This is a genomic window from Ruegeria sp. YTSC199, assembly GCF_059609725.1.
The window spans coordinates 23,585-43,928 of sequence record NZ_JBXWMF010000038.1 but is presented as its reverse complement, the minus strand read 5'-3'; the positions used below and the strand labels follow the sequence as shown (position 1 = coordinate 43,928).

General features: G+C 59.4%; 17 protein-coding genes. 10 read left to right on the top strand and 7 right to left on the bottom strand.

Annotation, left to right across the window (positions count from 1 at the left end; translation table 11 throughout):
* Positions 1 to 396 precede the first annotated feature (396 nt).
* Positions 397 to 2,682: an adenosylcobalamin-dependent ribonucleoside-diphosphate reductase gene (locus AC2FEE_RS23780; protein WP_496867924.1), complete on the bottom strand. Its 2,286-nt coding sequence runs from the start codon at positions 2,680 to 2,682 to the stop codon at positions 397 to 399.
* 129 nt (positions 2,683 to 2,811) lie between these two features.
* On the opposite strand from AC2FEE_RS23780, the gene AC2FEE_RS23775 reads away from it, so the two are divergent.
* Positions 2,812 to 3,243, top strand: a complete 432-nt coding sequence (locus AC2FEE_RS23775) for a DUF1489 family protein (RefSeq protein WP_496867923.1) — start codon at positions 2,812 to 2,814, stop codon at positions 3,241 to 3,243.
* Here AC2FEE_RS23775 and hisG read toward each other — a convergent pair.
* From hisG to hisS, 3 genes are read right to left on the bottom strand one after another with little or no spacing between them, the layout of a single operon-like run.
* Entirely contained in the window at positions 3,240 to 3,929 is a 690-nt protein-coding gene (gene hisG, locus AC2FEE_RS23770; RefSeq protein ID WP_496867922.1) for an ATP phosphoribosyltransferase, read from the bottom strand. The two genes, AC2FEE_RS23775 and hisG, sit on opposite strands and share 4 nt — an antisense overlap.
* Positions 3,926 to 5,014 (bottom strand): ATP phosphoribosyltransferase regulatory subunit, encoded by a 1,089-nt coding sequence (locus tag AC2FEE_RS23765; RefSeq protein WP_496867921.1) that lies wholly within the window; start codon positions 5,012 to 5,014, stop codon positions 3,926 to 3,928. The genes hisG and AC2FEE_RS23765 overlap by 4 nt, the downstream gene beginning before the upstream one ends.
* A gap of 3 nt (positions 5,015 to 5,017) precedes the next feature.
* Positions 5,018 to 6,505: a histidine--tRNA ligase gene (gene hisS / locus AC2FEE_RS23760; RefSeq protein WP_496867920.1), complete on the bottom strand. Its 1,488-nt coding sequence runs from the start codon at positions 6,503 to 6,505 to the stop codon at positions 5,018 to 5,020.
* 130 nt (positions 6,506 to 6,635) lie between these two features.
* Here hisS and AC2FEE_RS23755 point away from each other — a divergent pair, with 130 nt between their 5' ends.
* The 3 genes from AC2FEE_RS23755 (at position 6,636) to AC2FEE_RS23745 (ending at position 7,530) form a co-directional block, all read left to right on the top strand.
* On the top strand, positions 6,636 to 6,830 hold the full coding sequence (locus AC2FEE_RS23755; RefSeq protein ID WP_170407015.1) for a SlyX family protein: 195 nt from the start codon (positions 6,636 to 6,638) through the stop codon (positions 6,828 to 6,830).
* Positions 6,802 to 7,236, top strand: a complete 435-nt coding sequence (locus tag AC2FEE_RS23750; RefSeq protein WP_496867919.1) for a hypothetical protein — start codon at positions 6,802 to 6,804, stop codon at positions 7,234 to 7,236. The genes AC2FEE_RS23755 and AC2FEE_RS23750 overlap by 29 nt, the downstream gene beginning before the upstream one ends.
* Before the next feature lie 108 nt (positions 7,237 to 7,344).
* The gene (locus AC2FEE_RS23745; protein WP_496867918.1) at positions 7,345 to 7,530 is read left to right on the top strand and encodes a hypothetical protein; all 186 of its coding nucleotides are present in this window, start codon (positions 7,345 to 7,347) and stop codon (positions 7,528 to 7,530) included.
* Positions 7,531 to 7,551: 21 nt separating this feature from the next.
* Here the strand turns inward: AC2FEE_RS23745 and AC2FEE_RS23740 are convergent, their stop codons facing one another.
* The 3 genes from AC2FEE_RS23740 to dnaE form a co-directional block, all read right to left on the bottom strand.
* Positions 7,552 to 7,920, bottom strand: a complete 369-nt coding sequence (locus AC2FEE_RS23740; RefSeq protein ID WP_496867917.1) for a hypothetical protein — start codon at positions 7,918 to 7,920, stop codon at positions 7,552 to 7,554.
* A gap of 5 nt (positions 7,921 to 7,925) precedes the next feature.
* On the bottom strand, positions 7,926 to 8,150 hold the full coding sequence (locus AC2FEE_RS23735; RefSeq protein ID WP_496867916.1) for a YMGG-like glycine zipper-containing protein: 225 nt from the start codon (positions 8,148 to 8,150) through the stop codon (positions 7,926 to 7,928).
* 85 nt (positions 8,151 to 8,235) lie between these two features.
* Positions 8,236 to 11,736 carry a DNA polymerase III subunit alpha gene (dnaE, locus tag AC2FEE_RS23730; RefSeq protein ID WP_496867915.1) on the bottom strand — a complete coding sequence of 1,167 codons (3,501 nt, stop codon included), beginning with the start codon at positions 11,734 to 11,736 and terminating at the stop codon, positions 8,236 to 8,238.
* Between the two features lie 343 nt (positions 11,737 to 12,079).
* Between dnaE and xdhA the strand changes: the two genes are divergently transcribed.
* The 6 genes from xdhA to AC2FEE_RS23700 are packed head-to-tail and all read left to right on the top strand — an operon-like array spanning position 12,080 to position 20,340.
* Positions 12,080 to 13,438, top strand: a complete 1,359-nt coding sequence (gene xdhA / locus AC2FEE_RS23725; protein ID WP_496867914.1) for a xanthine dehydrogenase small subunit — start codon at positions 12,080 to 12,082, stop codon at positions 13,436 to 13,438.
* Complete coding sequence (gene xdhB / locus AC2FEE_RS23720) at positions 13,435 to 15,849, top strand: xanthine dehydrogenase molybdopterin binding subunit (protein ID WP_496867913.1); 2,415 nt, start codon at positions 13,435 to 13,437, stop codon at positions 15,847 to 15,849. Before xdhA ends, xdhB begins: the two co-directional genes overlap by 4 nt.
* A complete protein-coding gene (gene xdhC / locus AC2FEE_RS23715) occupies positions 15,849 to 16,784 on the top strand; it encodes a xanthine dehydrogenase accessory protein XdhC (protein WP_496867912.1) in 936 nt (311 codons plus the stop codon). Before xdhB ends, xdhC begins: the two co-directional genes overlap by 1 nt.
* The gene (locus AC2FEE_RS23710; protein WP_496867911.1) at positions 16,781 to 18,298 is read left to right on the top strand and encodes an ABC transporter ATP-binding protein; all 1,518 of its coding nucleotides are present in this window, start codon (positions 16,781 to 16,783) and stop codon (positions 18,296 to 18,298) included. Before xdhC ends, AC2FEE_RS23710 begins: the two co-directional genes overlap by 4 nt.
* A gap of 36 nt (positions 18,299 to 18,334) precedes the next feature.
* Entirely contained in the window at positions 18,335 to 19,417 is a 1,083-nt protein-coding gene (locus AC2FEE_RS23705) for an ABC transporter permease (protein ID WP_496867910.1), read from the top strand.
* A gap of 2 nt (positions 19,418 to 19,419) precedes the next feature.
* Complete coding sequence (locus AC2FEE_RS23700) at positions 19,420 to 20,340, top strand: ABC transporter permease (RefSeq protein ID WP_496867909.1); 921 nt, start codon at positions 19,420 to 19,422, stop codon at positions 20,338 to 20,340.
* Positions 20,341 to 20,344 lie beyond the last annotated feature (4 nt).

Below are 20,344 nucleotides of genomic sequence, written 5' to 3'. Positions count from 1 at the left end.
TGTTGGGATCCGTGGCGAGTAGGAGTTTGATGGTCTTCATAGCAGTTCCCTCATCTATCCAGTGAGACAAACCGACCAAAAACGAGCGCAAAAGAAGATAAATTATCAGCAGCTACCGGTCGGCCCTAACAGGGGCAGATCAGAAAAACCGTATGAGAAAGATATGCTGCGATGTCGTCATAGAATGAAACAGCCCTATTACTGGACGCACGTCAATACCTTCGAATGATTGATGCTGACTGAGAAAGCGTCCGCTAAGAAATTCAGACGCTTTCCCGCCCTTATGAAAACAAGGGGATTTTGATACTTGGGCGACAAAGACCTTGTCTTCGGGCGAAAAAATCGCTGATTTGGGTCTCAATTGCTTGGTGCATCAACATCAATTTGCATAGAGTTTCATCCATCACATTTTGAATGGCCGCAACTACGGCAGGTCATGCAGCCTTCAATCATAACCATGTCGAACTGACCGCAAGACGGGCACGCCTTGCCACGCGGGGCATCCATGTTGACGACCTGCGCCTGAGGGTCAGATTTCAGCCCCATCCCTTCACCCTCGAGGAAACCGATATTGACCAGGTGCTGTTCGATCACGCCGCCAATGGCCGCCAGTATTGAGGGGATGTATTTACCCTTCACCCACGCACCGCCGCGTGGATCAAAAACGGCCTTCAGTTCTTCGACCACAAAGGACACATCCCCACCCCGACGGAATACGGCCGAGATCATGCGGGTCAGGGCCAGCGTCCAGGCGTAATGCTCCATGTTCTTCGAGTTGATGAACACCTCGAACGGACGGCGACGACCGCCGATCACGATATCGTTGATGGTAAGGTAGATCGCGTGCTCGCTATCGGGCCATTTCAGCTTGTAAGTCGATCCTTCCAGCGATTGCGGGCGGTCCAGCGGCTCGGACATATAGACGACTTCGCCACCGTCAACTTCATGCGGTGCCGCCGCGCTTTCACCCGGCGCAGTGTCTGCACTTTCAGATACAGTCAGAACCGATCCCGTCACGTCGTTGGGGCGATAAGTAGTGCAGCCTTTGCAGCCCTGATCCCAGGCCTGCATGTAGACATCCTTGAAGGCGTCAAAGCTGATATCTTCGGGACAGTTGATCGTCTTCGAGATAGAGCTGTCGATCCATTTCTGGGCCGCCGCCTGCATCTTCACGTGATCCGACGGAGACAGCGTCTGCGCGTTAACGAAATAGTCCGGCAGGTCCTTGTCGCCGAACTTGTCGCGCCACATCTGCACAGCATAGTCCACAACCTCTTCCTCGGTGCGCGAGCCGTCCTTTTGCAGTACTTTGCGCGTATAGGCATAGGCAAAGACCGGCTCGATCCCCGAAGACACGTTGCCCGCATACAGTGAAATTGTGCCGGTCGGCGCGATCGAGGTCAGAAGAGCGTTGCGAATACCGTGCTCGCGGATTGCATCGCGCACATCGTCATCCATCTGCTGCATGGTGCCGCTGGCCAGGTATTTCTCGGCGTCGAACAGAGGGAATGCGCCTTTCTCCTTTGCCAAGTCCACCGACGCCAGATACGCGGCGCGGGCGATTGCCTTCAGCCAGCGCTCGGTCTGACGCGCTGCCTCGTCGGAGCCATAACGCAGGCCCAGCATCAGCAGCGCATCGGCCAGCCCTGTCACACCCAACCCGATGCGGCGCTTGGCTTGCGCCTCGGCTGCTTGTTCCGGCAGCGGAAATTTCGACGCGTCCACCACGTTGTCCATCATCCGAACGGCGGTCGCGACAAGTTCCTGCAATGCGACCTCATCCAGATGCGCTGCGCCCTCATAAGGCTCTGCCACCAATCGCGCCAAATTTATCGAGCCTAGCAGACACGCGCCATAAGGCGGCAGAGGTTGCTCACCACAAGGGTTCGTCGCGGCGATGGTTTCCACATAGCTCAGATTGTTGGCCTGATTGATGCGGTCGATGAAGATCACGCCGGGTTCGGCATAATCATAGGTGGCCTGCATGATCTTGTTCCACAGATCACGAGCCTGAACCGTGTGATAGACCTTGTCGCCGAACACCAATTCCCACGGGCCATCAGCCTTGACCGCCTCCATGAACGGATCGGTCACCAGCACCGACATATTGAACATGCGCAGCCGGGCAGGGTCGGATTTGGCGGTAATGAACTGTTCGATGTCCGGGTGATCGCAGCGCATTGTTGCCATCATCGCCCCACGACGCGACCCTGCGGACATGATCGTGCGGCACATCGCATCCCATACGTCCATAAAGCTCAGCGGCCCCGAAGCATCAGCCGCTACCCCGTGTACATCCGCCCCGCGCGGTCGGATGGTCGAGAAATCGTAACCGATCCCCCCGCCCTGCTGCATTGTCAGCGCGGCCTCTTTCAGCATGTCGAAAATGCCACCCATGCTGTCCGGCACCGTGCCCATGACAAAGCAGTTGAACAGCGTCACTTGCCGTGCGGTGCCTGCGCCTGCGGTGATGCGACCAGCGGGCAGGTACTTAAAATCTTCCAGCGCAGCAAAGAACTTTTCTTCCCAATGGGCCGGGTCATTCTCGACCCGCGCCAGATCGCGGGCGATGCGCCGCCAGCTGTCCTCGACCGTCTGGTCGATGGGCGTGCCATCCGCCTTTTTGAAGCGGTATTTCATATCCCAGATCTGCTCGGCGATGGGGGCGGCAAAGCGGCTCATTGGCGATTCCCTGTGTTAGAAGAGGGATACAGACTACCCCAATTCACATCTCAACCACAACACCTTGATGACATCCAAGACTGAGCTACAATATAAAGACAAACCTCGGGACGACTCTGTGGGAAAGCTGTGGATAAGTACGTTAACCTCATAAAACTCTCGGTCGGATCGGAGAGCGTCGACTCGCTGATCGCGTGGCAGGACAGCCGCAAGCCGCTTTACGAGGACGGCTGCCCACGCCATGTCACCCGCATGTGGCCCAAGCGCGAGGCCGAGATTCTGAATGGCGGATCAATCTATTGGGTAATCAAGGGCGTGATCCAGTGCCGCCAGCGTATTCTGCGACTGGATGAGGTGCGCGGCGAGGACGGCATTTGCCGCTGCGCCATCGTGCTGGACCCCGAGGTCCACCGCACCCAGAACGCATTGAAACGCCCTTTCCAAGGCTGGCGCTATCTGAAACCCGAGGACACCCCCGCCGACCTGCCCAAAGGACGCGAGCAGGACGATGCTCTTCCCGATGACCTCAACCGCGCTTTGGCGGAGATCGGCGTGCTTTAGCGCAAACGATCCAGCAGCTCGGACAGAGCCGCCTTTTCCCCTGCGTCGCATTGCGCCACCCGGCTGCGCCACAGCGTCGCCTGCGATTGCAGGATCAGCCCGTCCGACAAGATCTTGAGGTGGTTCGCCCGCAAGGTTTCCCCCGTCGAAGTGATATCTGCAATCGCTTCGGCTGTTTCGTTCTTTACTGTGCCTTCGGTCGCACCCTGGCTGTCGGCCAGAGTGTAGTCGGCCACGCCTGCATCAGTCAGAAACTCGCGCACCAACCGATGGTATTTGGTGGCAATCCGCAGCCGGTGGCCGTGGGTTTTCCGAAACGCCGCCGCTGCCGCATCCAGATCGTCCAGCGTGTCCACATCCACCCAGCAGGCAGGTGTGGCGATGATCAGGTCAGCTTTGCCGAATCCGAGCCGCGAAATCTCTTCGACCTGCTGCTCCCAACGCGGCAGTTTCTCATGCACCAGATCGATCCCGGTGACGCCCAGATGAATGCGTCCCGCCGCCAGTTCGCGCGGGATCTCCCCAGCGGACAACAGGACCAACGAAACGCCGTCTATCCCCTCGACCTTTCCCGCATATTCCCGGTCCGATCCGCTACGCGACAGGGTGATGCCATGCTTTTCGAACCACGAAAAGGTCTTCTCCATCAACCGGCCCTTCGAGGGCACGCCCAGTTTCAGGCTCATTGTGCATCCTCCTCAACGTCCAGCATCAAATCCGGGCGGATGACACCGCCCACAGCGGGGATTTCGGCGCCGTTGCCCAGTTGCCGGGTCAGCGCGTCATAGCGCCCGCCGGTGGCAATCGGAGGCAGGTCCGGGCGGCCTTCGGCATAGAATCCAAAGACGAACCCGTCGTAATACTCCATCGAGGTTCGGCCATAAGCGGCCTCAAAATCCAACCGTTCCACATCCACACCGCGCGCCTGTAGAGACGCTATCCGAGCTTCGAGCCGGTCCAATGCGGGGGTAATCTGCGGCAGGTCCACCGCCACGTCGCGCAGTTGCTCCAACGCAAAGGGCATAATCTCGCGGACATTCAGCAGCGTTTCCAGCCCGGCCAGTTCATTGTCGGAAATCGGCGGCGTATCACGATCCTCGCGCAGGGCCTCGATCCGCGCCTCGACCTCGGACGCGCGGCGCTTGCCGATTATGGGAATGTCGTTGTCCAACGGGTTATCCGCGCTCAACAGAGCGTCACGCCCTTCCGAGCCGGGTTTGCGCCCGGCGAAGCGATCCAGCAGAACCCGAAACCGGCGCGGACGCCACAGATGCCGCATCAGCGCCGCTTTGCGACGGTCGGTCGTGCGAAGGCCCTGAACAGCCGCAATCAGGATACCGATATCCCCGGTCGCGGCGCGCAGAGGCAAGCCGCGCAGTTGCAGGGCGAACAGTGAAAACACTTCGGCATCGGCACCTGCGGGGTCATCGCGGTCGAACACCTCATAGCCGACCTGAATGTACTCGTTCGACCGATCCGGATCGTGCTCCTGACGGCGGAACACCTCACCGGAATAGGTGTAGCGAGCGGGCTCTGCGCCCTCGCTCATGTGCATCTGCACCACCGGCATAGTGAAGTCGGGGCGCAGCATCTGCTCGCCGCGAAGCGCGTCAGAGGTCACGTAGGCGCGCGCGCGTATGTCTTCGCCGTAGAGGTCCAGCAATGTTTCGGCCGGTTGCAGTAGCGGTGGATCGACGACCTGCGCACCTGCGGCCTCGAACCTGACGCGCATCATCGCGGCGCGGGCTTGTATCTGGGAACGGTTGGGCATGGGTCAGTCCTGAGTGTCCAGAATTTCGCGCACCTTGGCGACCAGATCGCCGCGTGGCACTTCAAACTGGCTGGGGCGCTCTTTCCATTCTTCCAGCGTTGCGCTTTCGGCGATCTTGGCACCAAGGATCAAATCCTTGATCTGGACGATCCCGTTGGCCTTTTCGTCACCACCTTCAATCACCGCGATCGGAGAGTTCCGCTTATCCGCATATTTCAGCTGGTTACCGAAGTTCTTTGGGTTGCCCAGATAGACCTCGGCCCGAATGCCCGCATTGCGCAACTCGGCGACCATCGCCTGATAATCTGCCATCCGGTCGCGGTCCATGACGGTCACAACCACGGGACCCGTGGCTTGCGCAGCGATCCAACCCTTTTCGCGCAAGGCCGCCAGCAAGCGGTCCACACCGATGGAGATACCGGTCGCAGGCACTTCCTGGCCGGTAAACCTCTTGACCAGATCGTCGTAACGACCACCGCCCGAGACCGATCCGAATTGCCGCTTGCGGCCTTTTTCGTCGAAAATCTCAAAGGTCAGTTCAGCCTCGTAGACCGGCCCGGTGTAGTACCCCAGACCACGGACGACCGAGGGATCGATCTCGATCCGATCTGCACCATACCCACCGGCGTCCAGCAGCGCGCCGATCTGCTCCAATTCAGCAATGCCGTCTGCACCGGTCTTGCTGTCACCGACCGCCGCACGCAGATTGGCCAGCGTTCCAGCCGTATCAGGAGCCTTGGAGGTCAGGAAGGCAATCACTGGCTCGGCCTGATCGTCGCTTAGGCCAACGCCGTCGATGAAAGCGCCCGAGGCATCCAGACGGCCTTTGGTCAGCAACTCGCGCACGCCCTGTTCACCCACCTTGTCGAACTTATCGATGGTACGCAGAACGTTGTCGCGGGCGGCCAAGTCTTCGCCTAGTCCCATCGCTTCGAGCACACCGTTCAGAACCTTGCGGTTGTTGACCCGTACCAGATAGTCGCCACGCGGAATGCCGACGGTTTCCAGAGTGTCCGACAGCATCGCGCAGATCTCGGCATCCGCGGCCATCGAGGCTGTGCCCACCGTATCCGCATCACACTGATAAAACTGGCGATAGCGCCCCGGCCCCGGCTTTTCGTTGCGCCAGACCGGCCCCATCGCAAAGCGGCGATAAGGCGTCGGCAGATCGTTGCGGTGCTGCGCATAGACACGCGCCAGAGGTGCAGTCAGATCGTAACGCAGGGCCATCCAGCCGCCCTTGTCGTTTTCATCGACTTCCTGCCACGCAAACACGCCCTCGTTCGGGCGGTCGACGTCGGGCAGAAATTTACCCAGCGCTTCAACGGTTTCAACCGCGCTGCTTTCCAAGGCATCGAACCCGTACCGGTGATAGACGTCTGCAATAGCCCGCAGCATCTCGGTGCGCTGCGTGACTTCCTGGCCGAAATAGTCGCGGAACCCTTTTGGCGTTACGGCCTTGGGGCGGGGCTGTTTCTTGGGCTTGGCCATGTGGGGCGTCCTTGGGCGTTTAGTGTTCCGCGCGCGGTCTATCCCATGGCCCGCATCGGGGCAAGGCGCGCTTTCGCTGGCCTTGGCGTCACAGGGTCGCTATGACCCACACAAGACACAGGAGTCCCCCATGCAGCATCTGGAAGAACAGATCGCCCATCTGACCCGTACGGTCGAAGACCTGAACGCAATCGTCACCCAGCAACAGGACGAGATCGATCGCCTGACCCGCCGGGTCGAGATGCTGATGCGCCGCGAAGGCGAACGGGCGCAAGAAGGGTCCGGCGGGGTTGTGCTTGGCGACGAACGTCCGCCGCATTATTAAGAATTGGCAAAAGACAAACGACGATTATTCAAAGCCCTGCGTATGGATTTCCACGACAGTTAATAACATCAACGCAATTGAAGCCGTGCTCCGTAAGGAATACGGGGACGGGCTTTTGAAGCAAACGCCAGAACTGGTTGAATGGTCAAATAGGATGGCAAGCGAGTCCGGTCTCGGCTGGAAACGCGGTGACATTCTTACCAAGGAACAGGTTGGCGATGTTTGGTATTTCAATGCACATCCCGAATACTCCAAACCGCCGTTTATCAGTGGCGGTGGGTATCCATTGGTTTCCGAGTCCGCTAAAGCCGTTCTTGAACAGTTCGATCTGGGAGAAACAGTTTTTCACCCGCTGACATTGATGGATTCAGACGAAACACGACTGAAAACGCCCGAGCCATACTAATTGCTGAATGTGGGCAACAAACGGTCAATGGGCAATTATGAGGCACTTGGGCCAGAAGGGGGGCCTGCAAGTGCGCTGCTAAATTGCCGGGACGGGAGTGTCAGATATTTGCCCATAAGCGGAAAAGAAGACGAGCTTGTTGTTGTTCGAGAAGCCATGGATGGCCCGGACATCTGGCTGGACCCCAATGTACCCTCATTGCTGTTCTTGTACGACCACCTAGTCACTGACCTCAAATCCGCCGGAATGGATAAAGGATGGGGTCTGGTCCGTTGCGCAGTGGGCACGCTCTAGCGCGCCCAAACCGCAAGCCATTCAAAACCCCAGCGTCGTTTTCACTGCGTTGTCGACCACCCCACCCAAAAGGGCATCCTTATCAGCGGCGCATCCTTCTGACAGCGCGGCTATGAATGCTTCACGCAGCTGTGCCTTTTCTTCGTCAGTGGTCGCATGATCTTCGATATTGATCTGGCGGTTGTAAAGCGACAGGGCCGTCATCTTTTCAACGACTGCGATAACAAAGGCTTCGTCACCATCAGCCTCCTCAGCAATCGAGGCGCAGGTATAGTGCATCACAGGCAAAGCTTCCTGCACCATCTGATCCGCCGCGTCATCGGCCGACGCCACACACGGAGTCACCAGGATTGCGGCGCAAGCGAATATTCTGAGTCTAAAAAATCGCATCACCATCACTTCCAGTTATGCCCAATAACGGCCCCGGCCACGCCACCAATCGCTGCGCCCTTGCCGTCACCAACCAACGCTCCGACGCCCGCTCCGATCAGCGCGCCTTCGATCGTCTTCTTCTTTTTCTCATCCTTGTCATCCGCTAATCCAGCAGACGCCGCGACCAATGCCAGCGACGCTGCCGCCGCAAAGGTCAGAGTTCTTACTCCAAAAGTAGAAATTGCCATACCGGTGCCCTCCCGTGACACGCCCCAAATGAGGCAATGATCACAGCCTAGCCGCGCAAAAACGCTGTGGCAACAAAAGGCTGGCTCAGATTTCTTCGACCTCGGTCACACCATCCAGCGACTTGATCGCGCCCTTGATCTGCGGATTGATCGGGAAGTCCTGCCCCAAATCCATCTCGACATCGCCCGGCAGGCCCGGGTCCATCAGGTAGATATGGATCGGCCCCTTCGAGGCCCGTTTGGCCGCACCGGCGGCGTCCGCAAGCACTTTGGCGACGGTCGCCAACACCCCCGGCTCGTCCACGAATATCCGCAACCCGGTCGCGCCGGCTTCGGCCACAACCGTATCCACCGGCCCGACCGAGCGGCCCAGCAATTTCAGCTGATCGGACTCCATCGTTGCCTCGGCGGTCAAAACCACCTGTGCGCCGGTCTCCAGATACTCGCGCGATTTCTCCAGCGTTTCCGAGAACAGTGTAACCTCATAGGCCCCGGTCGGATCCGAAAGCTGGGCGAAAGCGAACCTGTTTCCCCGCGCAGATTTCCGTTCCTGCCGCCCGGCCACGACGCCCGCCATCTTGGCGATGAACGGGCCAGATCGCGCCTTTGCCATCACGTCGTCCAGCGTCAGCACCTGCTTGCGTTTCAACGCTGGCATGTAATCATCCAACGGGTGACCCGAGAGGTAAAAGCCAATGGCCTTGAACTCCTCGCTCAGCCGCTCGGCGGGCAGCCAGTCGGGCGTTGGCGACAGGCGGGGTTCGGGCAGGTCGTCACCTGCCTCACCAAACAGCGACACTTGGTTCGAGTTTTTCTGATCGTGGATCGCAGCAGAATACTGCACCAGCGGGTCGAGGCTTTCGAAGACGCGGCGGCGGTTTTTGTCGAGCTGGTCGAATGCCCCTGCCCGCGCCAGCATCTCAAGCGGGCGTTTGCCGACTTTCTTCAGGTCCACCCGGCGGGCGAAGTCGAACAGATTGACAAAAGGCTTGTCATGGCGCCCTTCAACGACCAAGTTCATCGCCTCGACGCCCACGTTTTTCAGCGCGCCCAGCGCATAGACCAGTTCACCACTCACCACATCGAACGTCGCTAGGGATCGGTTCACGCAAGGCGGCACGTATGGCAGTTCCAGCCCCTTGCGGACCTCTTCGAAATAAACGGCCAGTTTGTCGGTCAGGTGGATATCGCAGTTCATGACACCCGCCATGAACTCGACCGGGTGGTTCGCCTTTAGCCAGCCGGTCTGATAACTGACCACCGCATAGGCGGCGGCGTGGGACTTGTTGAAACCGTAGTTGGCGAATTTCTCCAGAAGGTCGAAAACTTCAGAGGCTTTCTTGGCATCGACCCCGTTCTCACCCGCGCCCTTTTCGAATTTCGGGCGTTCGGCATCCATCGCCTCCTTGATCTTCTTACCCATCGCGCGGCGCAGCAGGTCGGCGCCGCCGAGGCTGTACCCGGCCATGACCTGCGCAATCTGCATCACCTGTTCCTGGTAAACGATGATGCCCTGCGTTTCTTCAAGGATATGGTCGATCAGAGGGTGCACAGATTCAATCTTGCGCAGCCCGTTCTTGACCTCGCAATAGGTCGGGATGTTCTCCATCGGACCGGGACGATACAGCGCCACGAGGGCCACGATGTCTTCGATACAAGTCGGCTTCATGCGCTTTAGCGCGTCCATCATGCCCGAGGATTCCACCTGGAACACTGCCACGGTCTTGGCCGCCGAATAGAGCTTGTAGGTCGCCTCATCATCCAGCGGAATGGCGTTGATCTGGTTTTCAGCCCCGTCGGCGGGCTCATAGAGTTCTGTGCCGTCGGCAGCGACATGTAGTGGGCGGCCGGACTTGAAGATGATGTCCATCGCGTTCTGGATCACGGTCAGCGTTTTCAAGCCCAGAAAATCGAACTTCACCAGCCCGGCCTGTTCCACCCATTTCATGTTGAACTGGGTTGCAGGCATGTCGGACCGAGGGTCCTGATACAGCGGTACCAGCGCGTCCAAAGGCCGATCCCCGATCACAACCCCCGCCGCGTGGGTCGAGGCGTTTCGCAACAGCCCCTCGACCTGTTGGCCATAGGTCAGCAGGCGGTCCACGACCTCTTCGTTGCGGGCCTCTTCGCGCAAGCGTGGCTCGTCTTTCAGCGCCTTTTCGATGGAGACCGGTTTGACCCCTTCAACCGGGATCATCTTGGACAGGCGGTCCACCTGCCCGTAAGGCATCTGCAGGACACGCCCGATGTCGCGCACGGCCGCCTTGGACAGCAACGCACCAAAGGTGATGATCTGCCCCACCTTGTCGCGGCCATACTTCTGCTGCACGTAGCGGATCACTTCTTCCCTGCGGTCCATGCAGAAATCGATATCAAAGTCCGGCATCGACACCCGTTCCGGGTTCAGGAACCGTTCGAACAGCAGTGAATAGCGCAGCGGGTCAAGGTCGGTGATCGTCAACGCATAGGCCACCAGCGATCCCGCGCCAGAGCCCCTGCCCGGCCCCACCGGAATGTCGTGATCCTTGGCCCATTGGATAAAGTCGGCAACGATCAGGAAGTACCCGGGGAATCCCATGCCTTCGATGATGCCCAGTTCGAAATCCAGACGCTCCTGATACTCCTCAGGCGTCACAGCATGCGGGATTACCGCCAGCCGTTTTTGCAGACCCTCATTGGCGATGCGGCGCAGTTCAGCGACCTCGTCATCGGCGAATTTCGGCAGGATCGGATCGCGGCGATAAGCCATGAAAGCGCAACGTTTTGCGATCTCGACCGTGTTCTCTATAGCCTCGGGCAGGTCGGCAAACAGAGTCACCATTTCCTGCTGTGATTTGAAATAATGCTGCGCAGTCAGGCGGCGGCGGCCCTGTTGCTGATCGACATAGGCACCCTCGGCGATACAAATCAGCGCGTCATGCGCCTCATACATATCCGAGGTCGGGAAATAGACGTCATTAGTGGCGACCAGAGGCAGGTTCTTGGCATAGGCCATCTCGACATGACCACGCTCGGTTAGGCGTTCGGTCTCGGGCTGACCATCTTCGCCCGGATGGCGCTGAAGTTCGATATAAAGGCGATCCGGGAACATCGCAGCCAGCCTATCCATCAGAGCTTCAGCTGCCGGGCGTTGACCTTGCTGCAGCAGCATCCCAACCGGCCCGTCCGGTCCGCCGGTCAGACAGATCAGACCATCCGACCTGTCCGCCAACTCCTCCAACGTGACCTGCGGCAACTGCCCGCCCTTATCCACATAGAGGCAGGAACTCAGCTTCATCAGGTTCTCATACCCGACCTCGGATTGTGCCAGCAACACCAGCGGCGCGGGGGCTTTGGGCTTCTCGCCCGGTTGCGCCTGCAGATAGGTCAGATCAACCTGGCACCCCATGATCGGCTGGACTCCGGCTCCGCTGGCGGTCACGGAGAATTCCAGCGCCGAGAACATCGAATTGGTGTCCGTCACCGCAATGGCGGGCATCTCCATCTTCTCGCATAGGGCGGGCAGCTTTTTCAGCCGCACAGCGCCTTCAAGCAGAGAATATTCGGTGTGAACGCGGAGGTGAATGAATCGTGGAGTACTGCTCATGCCGCCTACGCTATCCCAGCCAGCAGCGCGGCAAAAGCGGGAACCGACACCTTGGAATGCCTAAAAAATCAGTACCGATTATTCGGCTTTTCCAGAAGGAGCTTCGGGCACGTTCCGGCGCCGTTTCCAAAAAAGCTTTATTTTCAAGCGACTGCCTTCTACACAAACGTGACATTCACAGGCCGATCGGGTCCAATGGTACATCATATAGGCGGTTTTTCTTGCCAGAGAACCTGCCCTGTTCCTAACATCTGACGGCAAGCTATTCGCCCGCCACTCTTTCTACGTCGCATCGAAGGAGGGCACCCAAGGGCGCAACCGGGTAAGGCGACGGGTTTCTCGAATGAACATCACGTTTCTTCTGAACGGAGAGACCGTGGAACTGGCGGATGCCGATCCGACAGCGACCCTGCTGGACTGGCTGCGCGAGGATCGCGGCCTGACCGGCACCAAGGAAGGCTGCAACGAGGGCGATTGCGGGGCCTGCACCGTCATGGTGACAGATGAGGGCGGAGCAAAGGCACTGAATTCGTGCATCCTGTTTTTGCCTCAGTTGCATGGCAAGGCGGTCCGCACCGTCGAAGGGGCAAGCGGCCCGAACGGTGAGGCGCACCCGGTACAACAAGCGATGGTTGACCTGCACGGTTCGCAATGTGGCTTCTGCACCCCCGGATTTGTGATGTCGATGGTCGCCGGGCATGCGAATGGCGCGACCGATCACGACACCCAGCTTGCCGGCAACCTGTGCCGCTGCACGGGCTACGCCCCGATCATTCGTGCGGCGAAAGCGGCCGAAGAACAGCCGGTTCCGGTTTGGGTCAAAGATAATCCGGTTACAGTGCAGGCATCGCCGATGTTGCCCGGTTCGTCCGACGAGTTGGCAGCTGTATACGTCGAGAACCCGGATGCCACTCTGATCGCCGGAGCAACGGATGTAGGGCTTTGGGTTACCAAGCAACTGCGTGATCTGGATCCGGTAATTTTCCTCAATCGCTGTGATGATCTGAAACAGATCTCGATTACAGATGAGGAAGTCCGTTTCGGTGCCATGGTCGATATGAATCGTATGGGCGAGGCGCTGGCCGAAATCCACTCCTCTTATGCTGAAATGATCCGCCGCTATGCCAGTGTACAGGTACGCCATGCCGCGACCGTCGGTGGCAACATCGCCAATGGCTCACCCATTGGAGACAACCCGCCTGCCCTGATCGCGCTGGACGCTACCTTGCATCTGCGCAAGGGAAATGAGCGCCGATCGATACCTCTGGATGAGTTCTTTATCGACTACGGCAAGCAAGACCGTGGCCCCGGTGAATTTGTCGAAGCCGTCAGTTTCCCGCGCCAGGCGGATCGTCTGAGGGCGTATAAGCTGAGTAAACGGTTCGATCAGGATATCTCGGCCGTGTGCGGCTGTTTCAACATCACGGTAACAGACGGCGGGGTCACTGACGCGCGTATAGCGTTCGGCGGCATGGCCGGTATTCCAAAGCGCGCCTCGAATGTCGAAGCTGCACTGACTGGCAAGCCCTGGACGCGTGAGACCGTTCAAGCTGCGATCCCGGCCTTTGCGGATGATTTCACTCCGATGACGGATATGCGCGCCTCAGCCACCTATCGTCTGGAAACGGCCAAAGCGATGCTGGAACGCTACTTCCTGGAAGATCAGGGCAAAGTGACCAACGTGTTGATGGTGTCGGCATGAGCGTGTCCAATCCCCTCCCCCATGACGCGGCGCCGCTGCATGTATCCGGTTCGGCGCGATACGTGGACGATATTCCGACGCCCAAGGGCTCTCTGCACCTGGCATTCGGCCTTAGCCCGATTGCCAAGGGTAAGATCACCTCGATGGACCTGTCAGCCGTGAAAGCCGCCCAAGGTGTCGTGATGGTGATGACGGCCGAGGATCTACCTTTCGCCAACGACGTTTCACCCTCGATCCATGATGAGCCATTGCTGTCGGACGGCACCGTTCATTACATTGGCCAGCCCGTGTTTCTGGTTGTCGCCACCAGCCATCTGGTCGCCCGCAAGGCCGCGCGGCTGGGCAAGATCAACTATGACGAAGAAACCCCGATCCTGACGGTTGAAGACGCGCTTGCCGCCGACAGCCGGTTCGAAGAAGGCCCGCGCATCTATGCCAAAGGCGACGCGGATGCTGCCATTGCGGGCGCGGCCCATGTGATTGAAGGGGGCTTTGAACTCGGCGGGCAGGAACACTTCTATCTGGAAGGTCAGGCCGCCCTAGCCGTGCCGAATGAGGGCGCGGATATGCTGGTCCACAGCTCGACCCAGCACCCGACGGAAATTCAGCACAAGGTGGCGGACGCTCTGGGTGTTCCGATGCACGCGGTTCGCGTTGAAACGCGCCGCATGGGCGGCGGTTTTGGCGGCAAGGAAAGTCAAGGCAATGCACTGGCCGTCTCATGCGCTATCGCGGCTCGTGCGACCGGCAAGGCCTGCAAGATGCGTTACGACCGCGACGATGACATGATCATCACCGGCAAGCGCCACGCGTTTCGGATTGCCTACAAGGCCGGGTTTGATGAGCACGGCCATATTCAGGGGGTATCCTTCCTGCAACATGCAATCTGCGGCTGGGCGCAGGACCTGTCCCTGCCTGTCGCCGACCGCGCAATGCTGCATTCGGACAATGCCTATCTGCTACCCAACGCGTGGATTGAAAGCCACCGGCTGAAAACCAACACCCAATCCGCCACCGCCTATCGCGGCTTCGGCGGCCCGCAGGGCATGATCGCGATCGAACGGGTCATGGACCACGCAGCCTATGCGTTGGGAATGGACCCGGTCGAACTACGCCGCCGGAACTACTATGAACCCGCGCATGCGCCAACCATGGAAGCCGAGCATCTGGCAAAGCGTCCATTAAAACGTGTCGATCCACATGAGGATCTGACAAGCTTGGGCGCTGTCGAACAGGTTGAGACCGCTCCGCCGGTCCGTCCGGTGCCGGAAGGCGGCAATACAACGCCCTATGGTATGGAAGTCACTGATTTCGAGCTGCACGCCATGACCGAGGCTCTGCTAAAATCCAGCGACTATGCCGAGCGCAAGGCTGCAATTGAAAAGTGGAACGTCCAGAACAGCGTGATCAAGAAAGGCATCGCCTTCTCTCCGGTCAAGTTCGGGATTTCCTTTACGCTGACCCACCTGAACCAGGCTGGTGCGTTGGTGCATGTGTATCAGGACGGTTCGGTCCACCTGAATCATGGTGGTACCGAGATGGGTCAGGGTCTGTTCCAGAAGGTCGCACAGGTGGCTGCGTCGCGCTTTGGCATCCCGCTTGAGATGGTCAAGATCACTGCCACCGATACCGCCAAAGTGCCCAATACTTCGGCCACTGCCGCGTCATCGGGCAGTGACCTGAACGGCATGGCCGTAAAGGCCGCCTGCGACACGATCCGCGACCGGATGGCCGAGTATCTGGCCGAGCGGCATCAGGCCAACCCGTCGGCAGTTACATTCTCGGACGGCCACGTTTCGATTGGCGAAGAGCGCTATACCTTCGCCGAAGCTGCCGCATTGGCTTATCAGGGTCGGATCAGCCTGTCGGCGACTGGTTTCTACAAGACCCCCAAGATCGAATGGGACCGGATCGCCGGGCGCGGTCGACCATTCTTCTATTTCGCCTATGGAGCCTCGATCACCGAAGTTGCCGTGGACACTCTGACCGGAGAAAACCGCATCCTGCGCACTGATATCCTGCATGATGCAGGCACGTCGCTGAACCCGGCGCTGGACATCGGGCAGGTCGAAGGCGGTTACGTGCAAGGCGCGGGCTGGCTGACCACCGAGGAACTGGTCTGGGACGGCAAGGGAAATCTGCGCACCCATGCTCCGTCGACCTACAAGATTCCGGCCTGTTCCGACCGGCCCGACATTTTCAACGTCGCGCTTTGGGATGGCGCGAACCGCGAGGACACGATCTATCGCTCGAAAGCAGTGGGAGAGCCGCCGTTTATGCTGGGCATATCCGCCTGGCTCGCCCTGTCGAATGCGGTGGCGGCTTGCGGTGACAGCTATCCCGCGCTGGATGCCCCCGCCACGGCAGAAGAGGTTTGGCGCGGCGTCCGAAGGGTAAAGGGAGGAGCCTGATGGGATTTGATCGAGAGGCTTTGAGGGAGGCGGTCAGAACCCATGGGAAGGTCACCCGGGTGGTCATCGCTGCGATTAAAGGGTCATCCCCACGCGAGGTTGGTGCAGCGATGCTGGTTTGGGAGGACGGGCAAAGCGGGACCATCGGCGGCGGCACGCTGGAGTTTCAGGCGACTGAGGCCGCACGGGATCAAAGCACGCCTTGCCGCCTGGCACATCACGCACTTGGTCCAGACATGGGCCAATGCTGCGGCGGTGTGGTTTCGCTGCTGAGCGAGGTCTATGACCAAAGTGCCATGAATGCACTGGATGATACCGTTGTCGCGCGATCCCCGTCCGGCGGGGACATACCCCTGTCGGTCAAACGCCTGCTGGCGGCTGCGCGCGGACAGGGCATCGCGCCCCAGCCGCAACTGATCGACGGCTGGATGGTTGAGCCGGTGCATAAGCCATCCCGTAATCTGTGGATCTGGGGCGCTGGCCATGTAGGTCGCGCGTTGGTGGATGTGTTGTCCCCCCTGCCCGATCTTGCAATCACCTGGGTCGATACCGGCCCCGAACGGTTTCCGGATACGATTCCAACTGGTGTGACTCCGGTTCCAGCCGCCAAGCCAGGCGAGCTGGTTCACCATGCGCCGCGCGATGCCGAGCATCTTGTGCTTACTTATTCACACATTTTGGATCTAGAGCTGTGCAACCGGCTGCTTTCGCACGATTTCCGCTTTGCTGGCCTGATCGGCTCGGCTACCAAATGGGCGCGGTTCCGGTCGCGGCTGGCGGCCCTCGGGCATTCACCCGAACGGATCGGTCGGATCACTTGCCCGATCGGTGATCCCAGCCTGGGAAAACACCCGCAGATGATCGCCGTCGGCGTCGCCGCGCAGCTCTTGCGCCCGGCCAGGCAGAACGAGTTGAAGAAGGACCTGAGCGCGTGACCACTCCACTATTAAGCTTGCAAGGGCTGACCAAAGCCTACCCTGGCGTCGTGGCCAATGATCAGGTGTCCTTTGACATCGGTGAGGGCGAAGTTCACGCCCTGCTCGGCGAAAACGGCGCAGGTAAATCCACGCTGGTGAAAATGATCTACGGTCTGGTCAAGCCCGACAGCGGCACGATGCTGCTTCGTGGACAGCATTTTGCACCGCCGGAACCGCGCGCGGCGCGGACCGACGGGATCGCAATGGTGTTCCAGCACTTCTCGCTGTTTGACGCGCTGAACGTGGCTGAGAATATCGCCCTGGGGATGGAGAACCCGCCAGCTATGGGCGATCTGGCCGCGCGTATCCGCGAGGTTTCGGAAACATATGGCCTGCCGCTGGACCCCTACCGAACTGTAGGTGACCTGTCCGCCGGTGAGCGTCAGCGGGTCGAGATCATCCGCTGTCTGTTGCAGGATCCCAAGCTGCTGATCATGGACGAACCGACCTCGGTTCTGACGCCGCAAGAAGTGGAAATCCTGTTTGAGACGCTGAACAAGTTACGGTCCGAAGGCACCTCGATACTCTACATTTCGCACAAGCTGGAAGAAATCCGGACCCTGTGCGACCATGCCACGATCCTGCGTCTGGGCAAGAATGTGGGCGAATGCGTTCCGGCCGAAACCTCGGCGCGTGATATGGCTGAAATGATGGTCGGTTCAACCCTACAGACACCGGAACGGTCTGGCCGTGAATTCGGTGAGGTGGCGCTGGATGTCAGCGGGCTGTCAGTGCCTTCGCCGTCCGAATTCGGCACGGCATTGCGCAATATCCACATGACGGTCCGCAAGGGCGAGGTTCTGGGCATTGGCGGCGTCGCCGGAAACGGGCAGGACGAGTTGCTGGGCGTGTTGTCGGGCGAAATCCCGACAACCGCTGATGCGATCAAGTTCAATGGCCAACGGATCGGCAAACTCGGCCCCACCGCGCGGCGGAAGCTGGGCGTGCTGACCGCCCCCGAAGAACGGTTGGGTCATGCGGCGGCCCCGGATATGAGCCTGACCGAAAACGCCCTGCTCACCGGATCGGTTCGCGAAGGGCTTGAAAACAACGGTTTCCTGAAATGGAACGAGACCAAAAGCTTTGCCGAGAAAATCATCAGCGCCTTTGACGTCCGTACACCGGGCCCGGAGAACGCAGCGCGCTCGCTGTCGGGCGGCAACCTGCAGAAATTCGTGATCGGCCGCGAAGTTCTGCAAAACCCCGACGTGCTGGTGGTGAACCAGCCGACATGGGGCGTAGATGCTGCGGCTGCGGCCTCAATCCGGCAGGCCATTCTGGATTTGGCGGCCAAAGGCACGGCGGTGGTCTGTATCTCTCAGGACCTGGACGAGTTGATGGAAATCTCGGACAGCTTCGCGGCCCTGAACGAAGGCCGCCTGAGTGCCCCGCGCCCGACCACCGGCCTGACGGTTGATGAGATCGGCCTGATGATGGGCGGTGCGCATGGCATGGAGGTGGCCCATGTCTAATACAAAAACAAGAACTGAAATCGGGGGTATGAGCAGATGATAGTGTTGGAGAAACGGCCTCAGCCGTCCAAGGCTTGGTCCTATGCCACCCCACTGGCTGCGGTACTGGCAACGATGGTGTTTGGCGGCATCCTGTTCGCCATTTTGGGCAAAAACCCGGTCGAAGCCATCGGTACGATCTTCTGGGAACCATTGTTTGGTGAGTTCGCCTTTTATTACCGCCCGCAACTGCTGGTGAAAGGTGCGCCGTTGGTGTTGATTGCGATCGGTCTTTCACTGGGCTTTCGCGCAGGCATCTGGAACATCGGCGCCGAGGGGCAATACATCATGGGCGCTATCTTTGGTGCCGGAGCAGGTCTGGCCTTCTATCCGCTGGACGCGTTCTACGTTTTCCCGATCATGGTGATCGCCGGCGCATTTGGCGGCTGGCTTTGGGCGGCAATACCGGCCTTCCTGAAGGTGCGTTTTGGCACCAACGAAATCCTCGTCTCGCTGATGCTGGTCTATGTGGCCGAGCAGATGCTGGCTTCGGTTTCGCTTGGTCTGCTGAAGAACCCCGAAGGGTTTGGCTTTCCCGGATCGCGCAACCTGCAATCCTATGAAAGCGCGCATAACGCCGAGCTGATCGCCGGATCGGGCATGCACTGGGGTGTGGTGACTGCGCTGATCGCTGTGATCTTTGCCTATGTCCTGCTGAACCGGCATATGCTGGGCTTCCACATCCGACTAACGGGTGAAGCGCCCCGCGCAGCCAAGTTCGCCGGTGTGAACCCGGCGCGTCTGATCCTGTTCTGTCTGGGCTTGTCCGGTGCGTTGGCTGGTCTGGCAGGGATGTTCGAAGTCTCTGGTCCTTCAGGTGTGGTCAGCATCGACTTCAACGTTGGCTACGGCTTCACCGCAATCATCGTGGCCTTTCTGGGCCGTCTGCATCCGGTGGGCATTCTGCTGGCCGGTGGCCTTATGGCGCTGACCTATATCGGCGGTGAAATCGCGCAATCCCAATTGGGCCTGCCTGCTGCCGCCATTCAAGTGTTTCAGGGGATGCTGCTGTTCTTCCTGCTGGCATTCGATCTTCTGACAAACTACCGCATCCGTGCGGCCCGTAGCGAGGTGGCGTAACCATGGATCTTGGCGAAATTAATCCCGTACTGCTGGTCGCCTCGCTGATGGTCGCCGCAACCCCCCTGCTATTGGCCGCGATCGGGGAACTGGTTGTCGAAAAAGCGGGCGTCCTGAACCTCGGCGTCGAGGGCATGATGATCGTCGGCGCAATCAGTGGCTTTGCGATCTCGGTCGAGACCGGGTCCCCTTGGCTGGGCTTCATCGCAGCGGCTATTGGCGGTGCTGTGCTGTCCTTGCTATTCGTGCTGCTGACGCAGTTTGCATTGGCCAACCAAGTCGCAAGCGGCCTTGCGTTGACCCTGTTTGGCCTCGGTTTCAGCGCCCTGCTGGGGCAAAGCTATGTCGGGGTCAAGCCGCCCAGCATGGGTGACATCCACATCCCGCTGATCAGCGATATCCCGGTGATCGGCCCGATCCTGTTCCAGCATGATCCGATCCTCTATGTGGGCATTGCCCTGACCGCAGCCGTTTGGGCCACGCTGAAATACACCCGTGTCGGCCTGATCCTGCGCGCGGTGGGCGAAAACCACGACGCAGCCCACGCGCTTGGCTACAAAGTCATCAAAATCCGCATCATGGCGATCCTGTTCGGCGGCGCATGTGCGGGCCTTGGCGGCGCCTATATCAGCCTGATCCGTGTCCCGCAGTGGACCGAGGGAATGACCGCCGGTGTCGGTTGGATCGCCCTGGCGTTGGTGGTGTTCGCCAGTTGGAAGCCATGGCGCGCGCTGCTGGGTGCCTATTTGTTCGGCGGCATCACCGTGTTGCAGCTTAATTTGCAGGCAGCGGGCGTTGCCATTCCTGTCGAGTATCTGGCAATGTCGCCTTATATAATCACGATCCTTGTGCTTGTGATCCTTTCGGCCGACAAGAGCAGCGCACCTGCCTCACTGGGCCGGACCTTCCATGCCTCGCACTAGGGGC

Bases quoted from the DNA above. Each gene is read 5' to 3' on its own strand.
- AC2FEE_RS23780 (WP_496867924.1), bottom strand. From the start codon at position 2,682: ATGAGCCGCTTTGCCGCCCCCATCGCCGAGCAGATCTGGGATATGAAA.
- hisG (WP_496867922.1), bottom strand. From the start codon at position 3,929: ATGAGCCTGAAACTGGGCGTGCCCTCGAAGGGCCGGTTGATGGAGAAG.
- AC2FEE_RS23765 (WP_496867921.1), bottom strand. From the start codon at position 5,014: ATGCCCAACCGTTCCCAGATACAAGCCCGCGCCGCGATGATGCGCGTC.
- hisS (WP_496867920.1), bottom strand. From the start codon at position 6,505: ATGGCCAAGCCCAAGAAACAGCCCCGCCCCAAGGCCGTAACGCCAAAA.
- AC2FEE_RS23755 (WP_170407015.1), top strand. From the start codon at position 6,636: ATGCAGCATCTGGAAGAACAGATCGCCCATCTGACCCGTACGGTCGAA.
- AC2FEE_RS23740 (WP_496867917.1), bottom strand. From the start codon at position 7,920: ATGCGATTTTTTAGACTCAGAATATTCGCTTGCGCCGCAATCCTGGTG.
- AC2FEE_RS23735 (WP_496867916.1), bottom strand. From the start codon at position 8,150: ATGGCAATTTCTACTTTTGGAGTAAGAACTCTGACCTTTGCGGCGGCA.
- dnaE (WP_496867915.1), bottom strand. From the start codon at position 11,736: ATGAGCAGTACTCCACGATTCATTCACCTCCGCGTTCACACCGAATAT.
- xdhA (WP_496867914.1), top strand. From the start codon at position 12,080: ATGAACATCACGTTTCTTCTGAACGGAGAGACCGTGGAACTGGCGGAT.
- xdhB (WP_496867913.1), top strand. From the start codon at position 13,435: ATGAGCGTGTCCAATCCCCTCCCCCATGACGCGGCGCCGCTGCATGTA.
- xdhC (WP_496867912.1), top strand. From the start codon at position 15,849: ATGGGATTTGATCGAGAGGCTTTGAGGGAGGCGGTCAGAACCCATGGG.
- AC2FEE_RS23705 (WP_496867910.1), top strand. From the start codon at position 18,335: ATGATAGTGTTGGAGAAACGGCCTCAGCCGTCCAAGGCTTGGTCCTAT.
- AC2FEE_RS23700 (WP_496867909.1), top strand. From the start codon at position 19,420: ATGGATCTTGGCGAAATTAATCCCGTACTGCTGGTCGCCTCGCTGATG.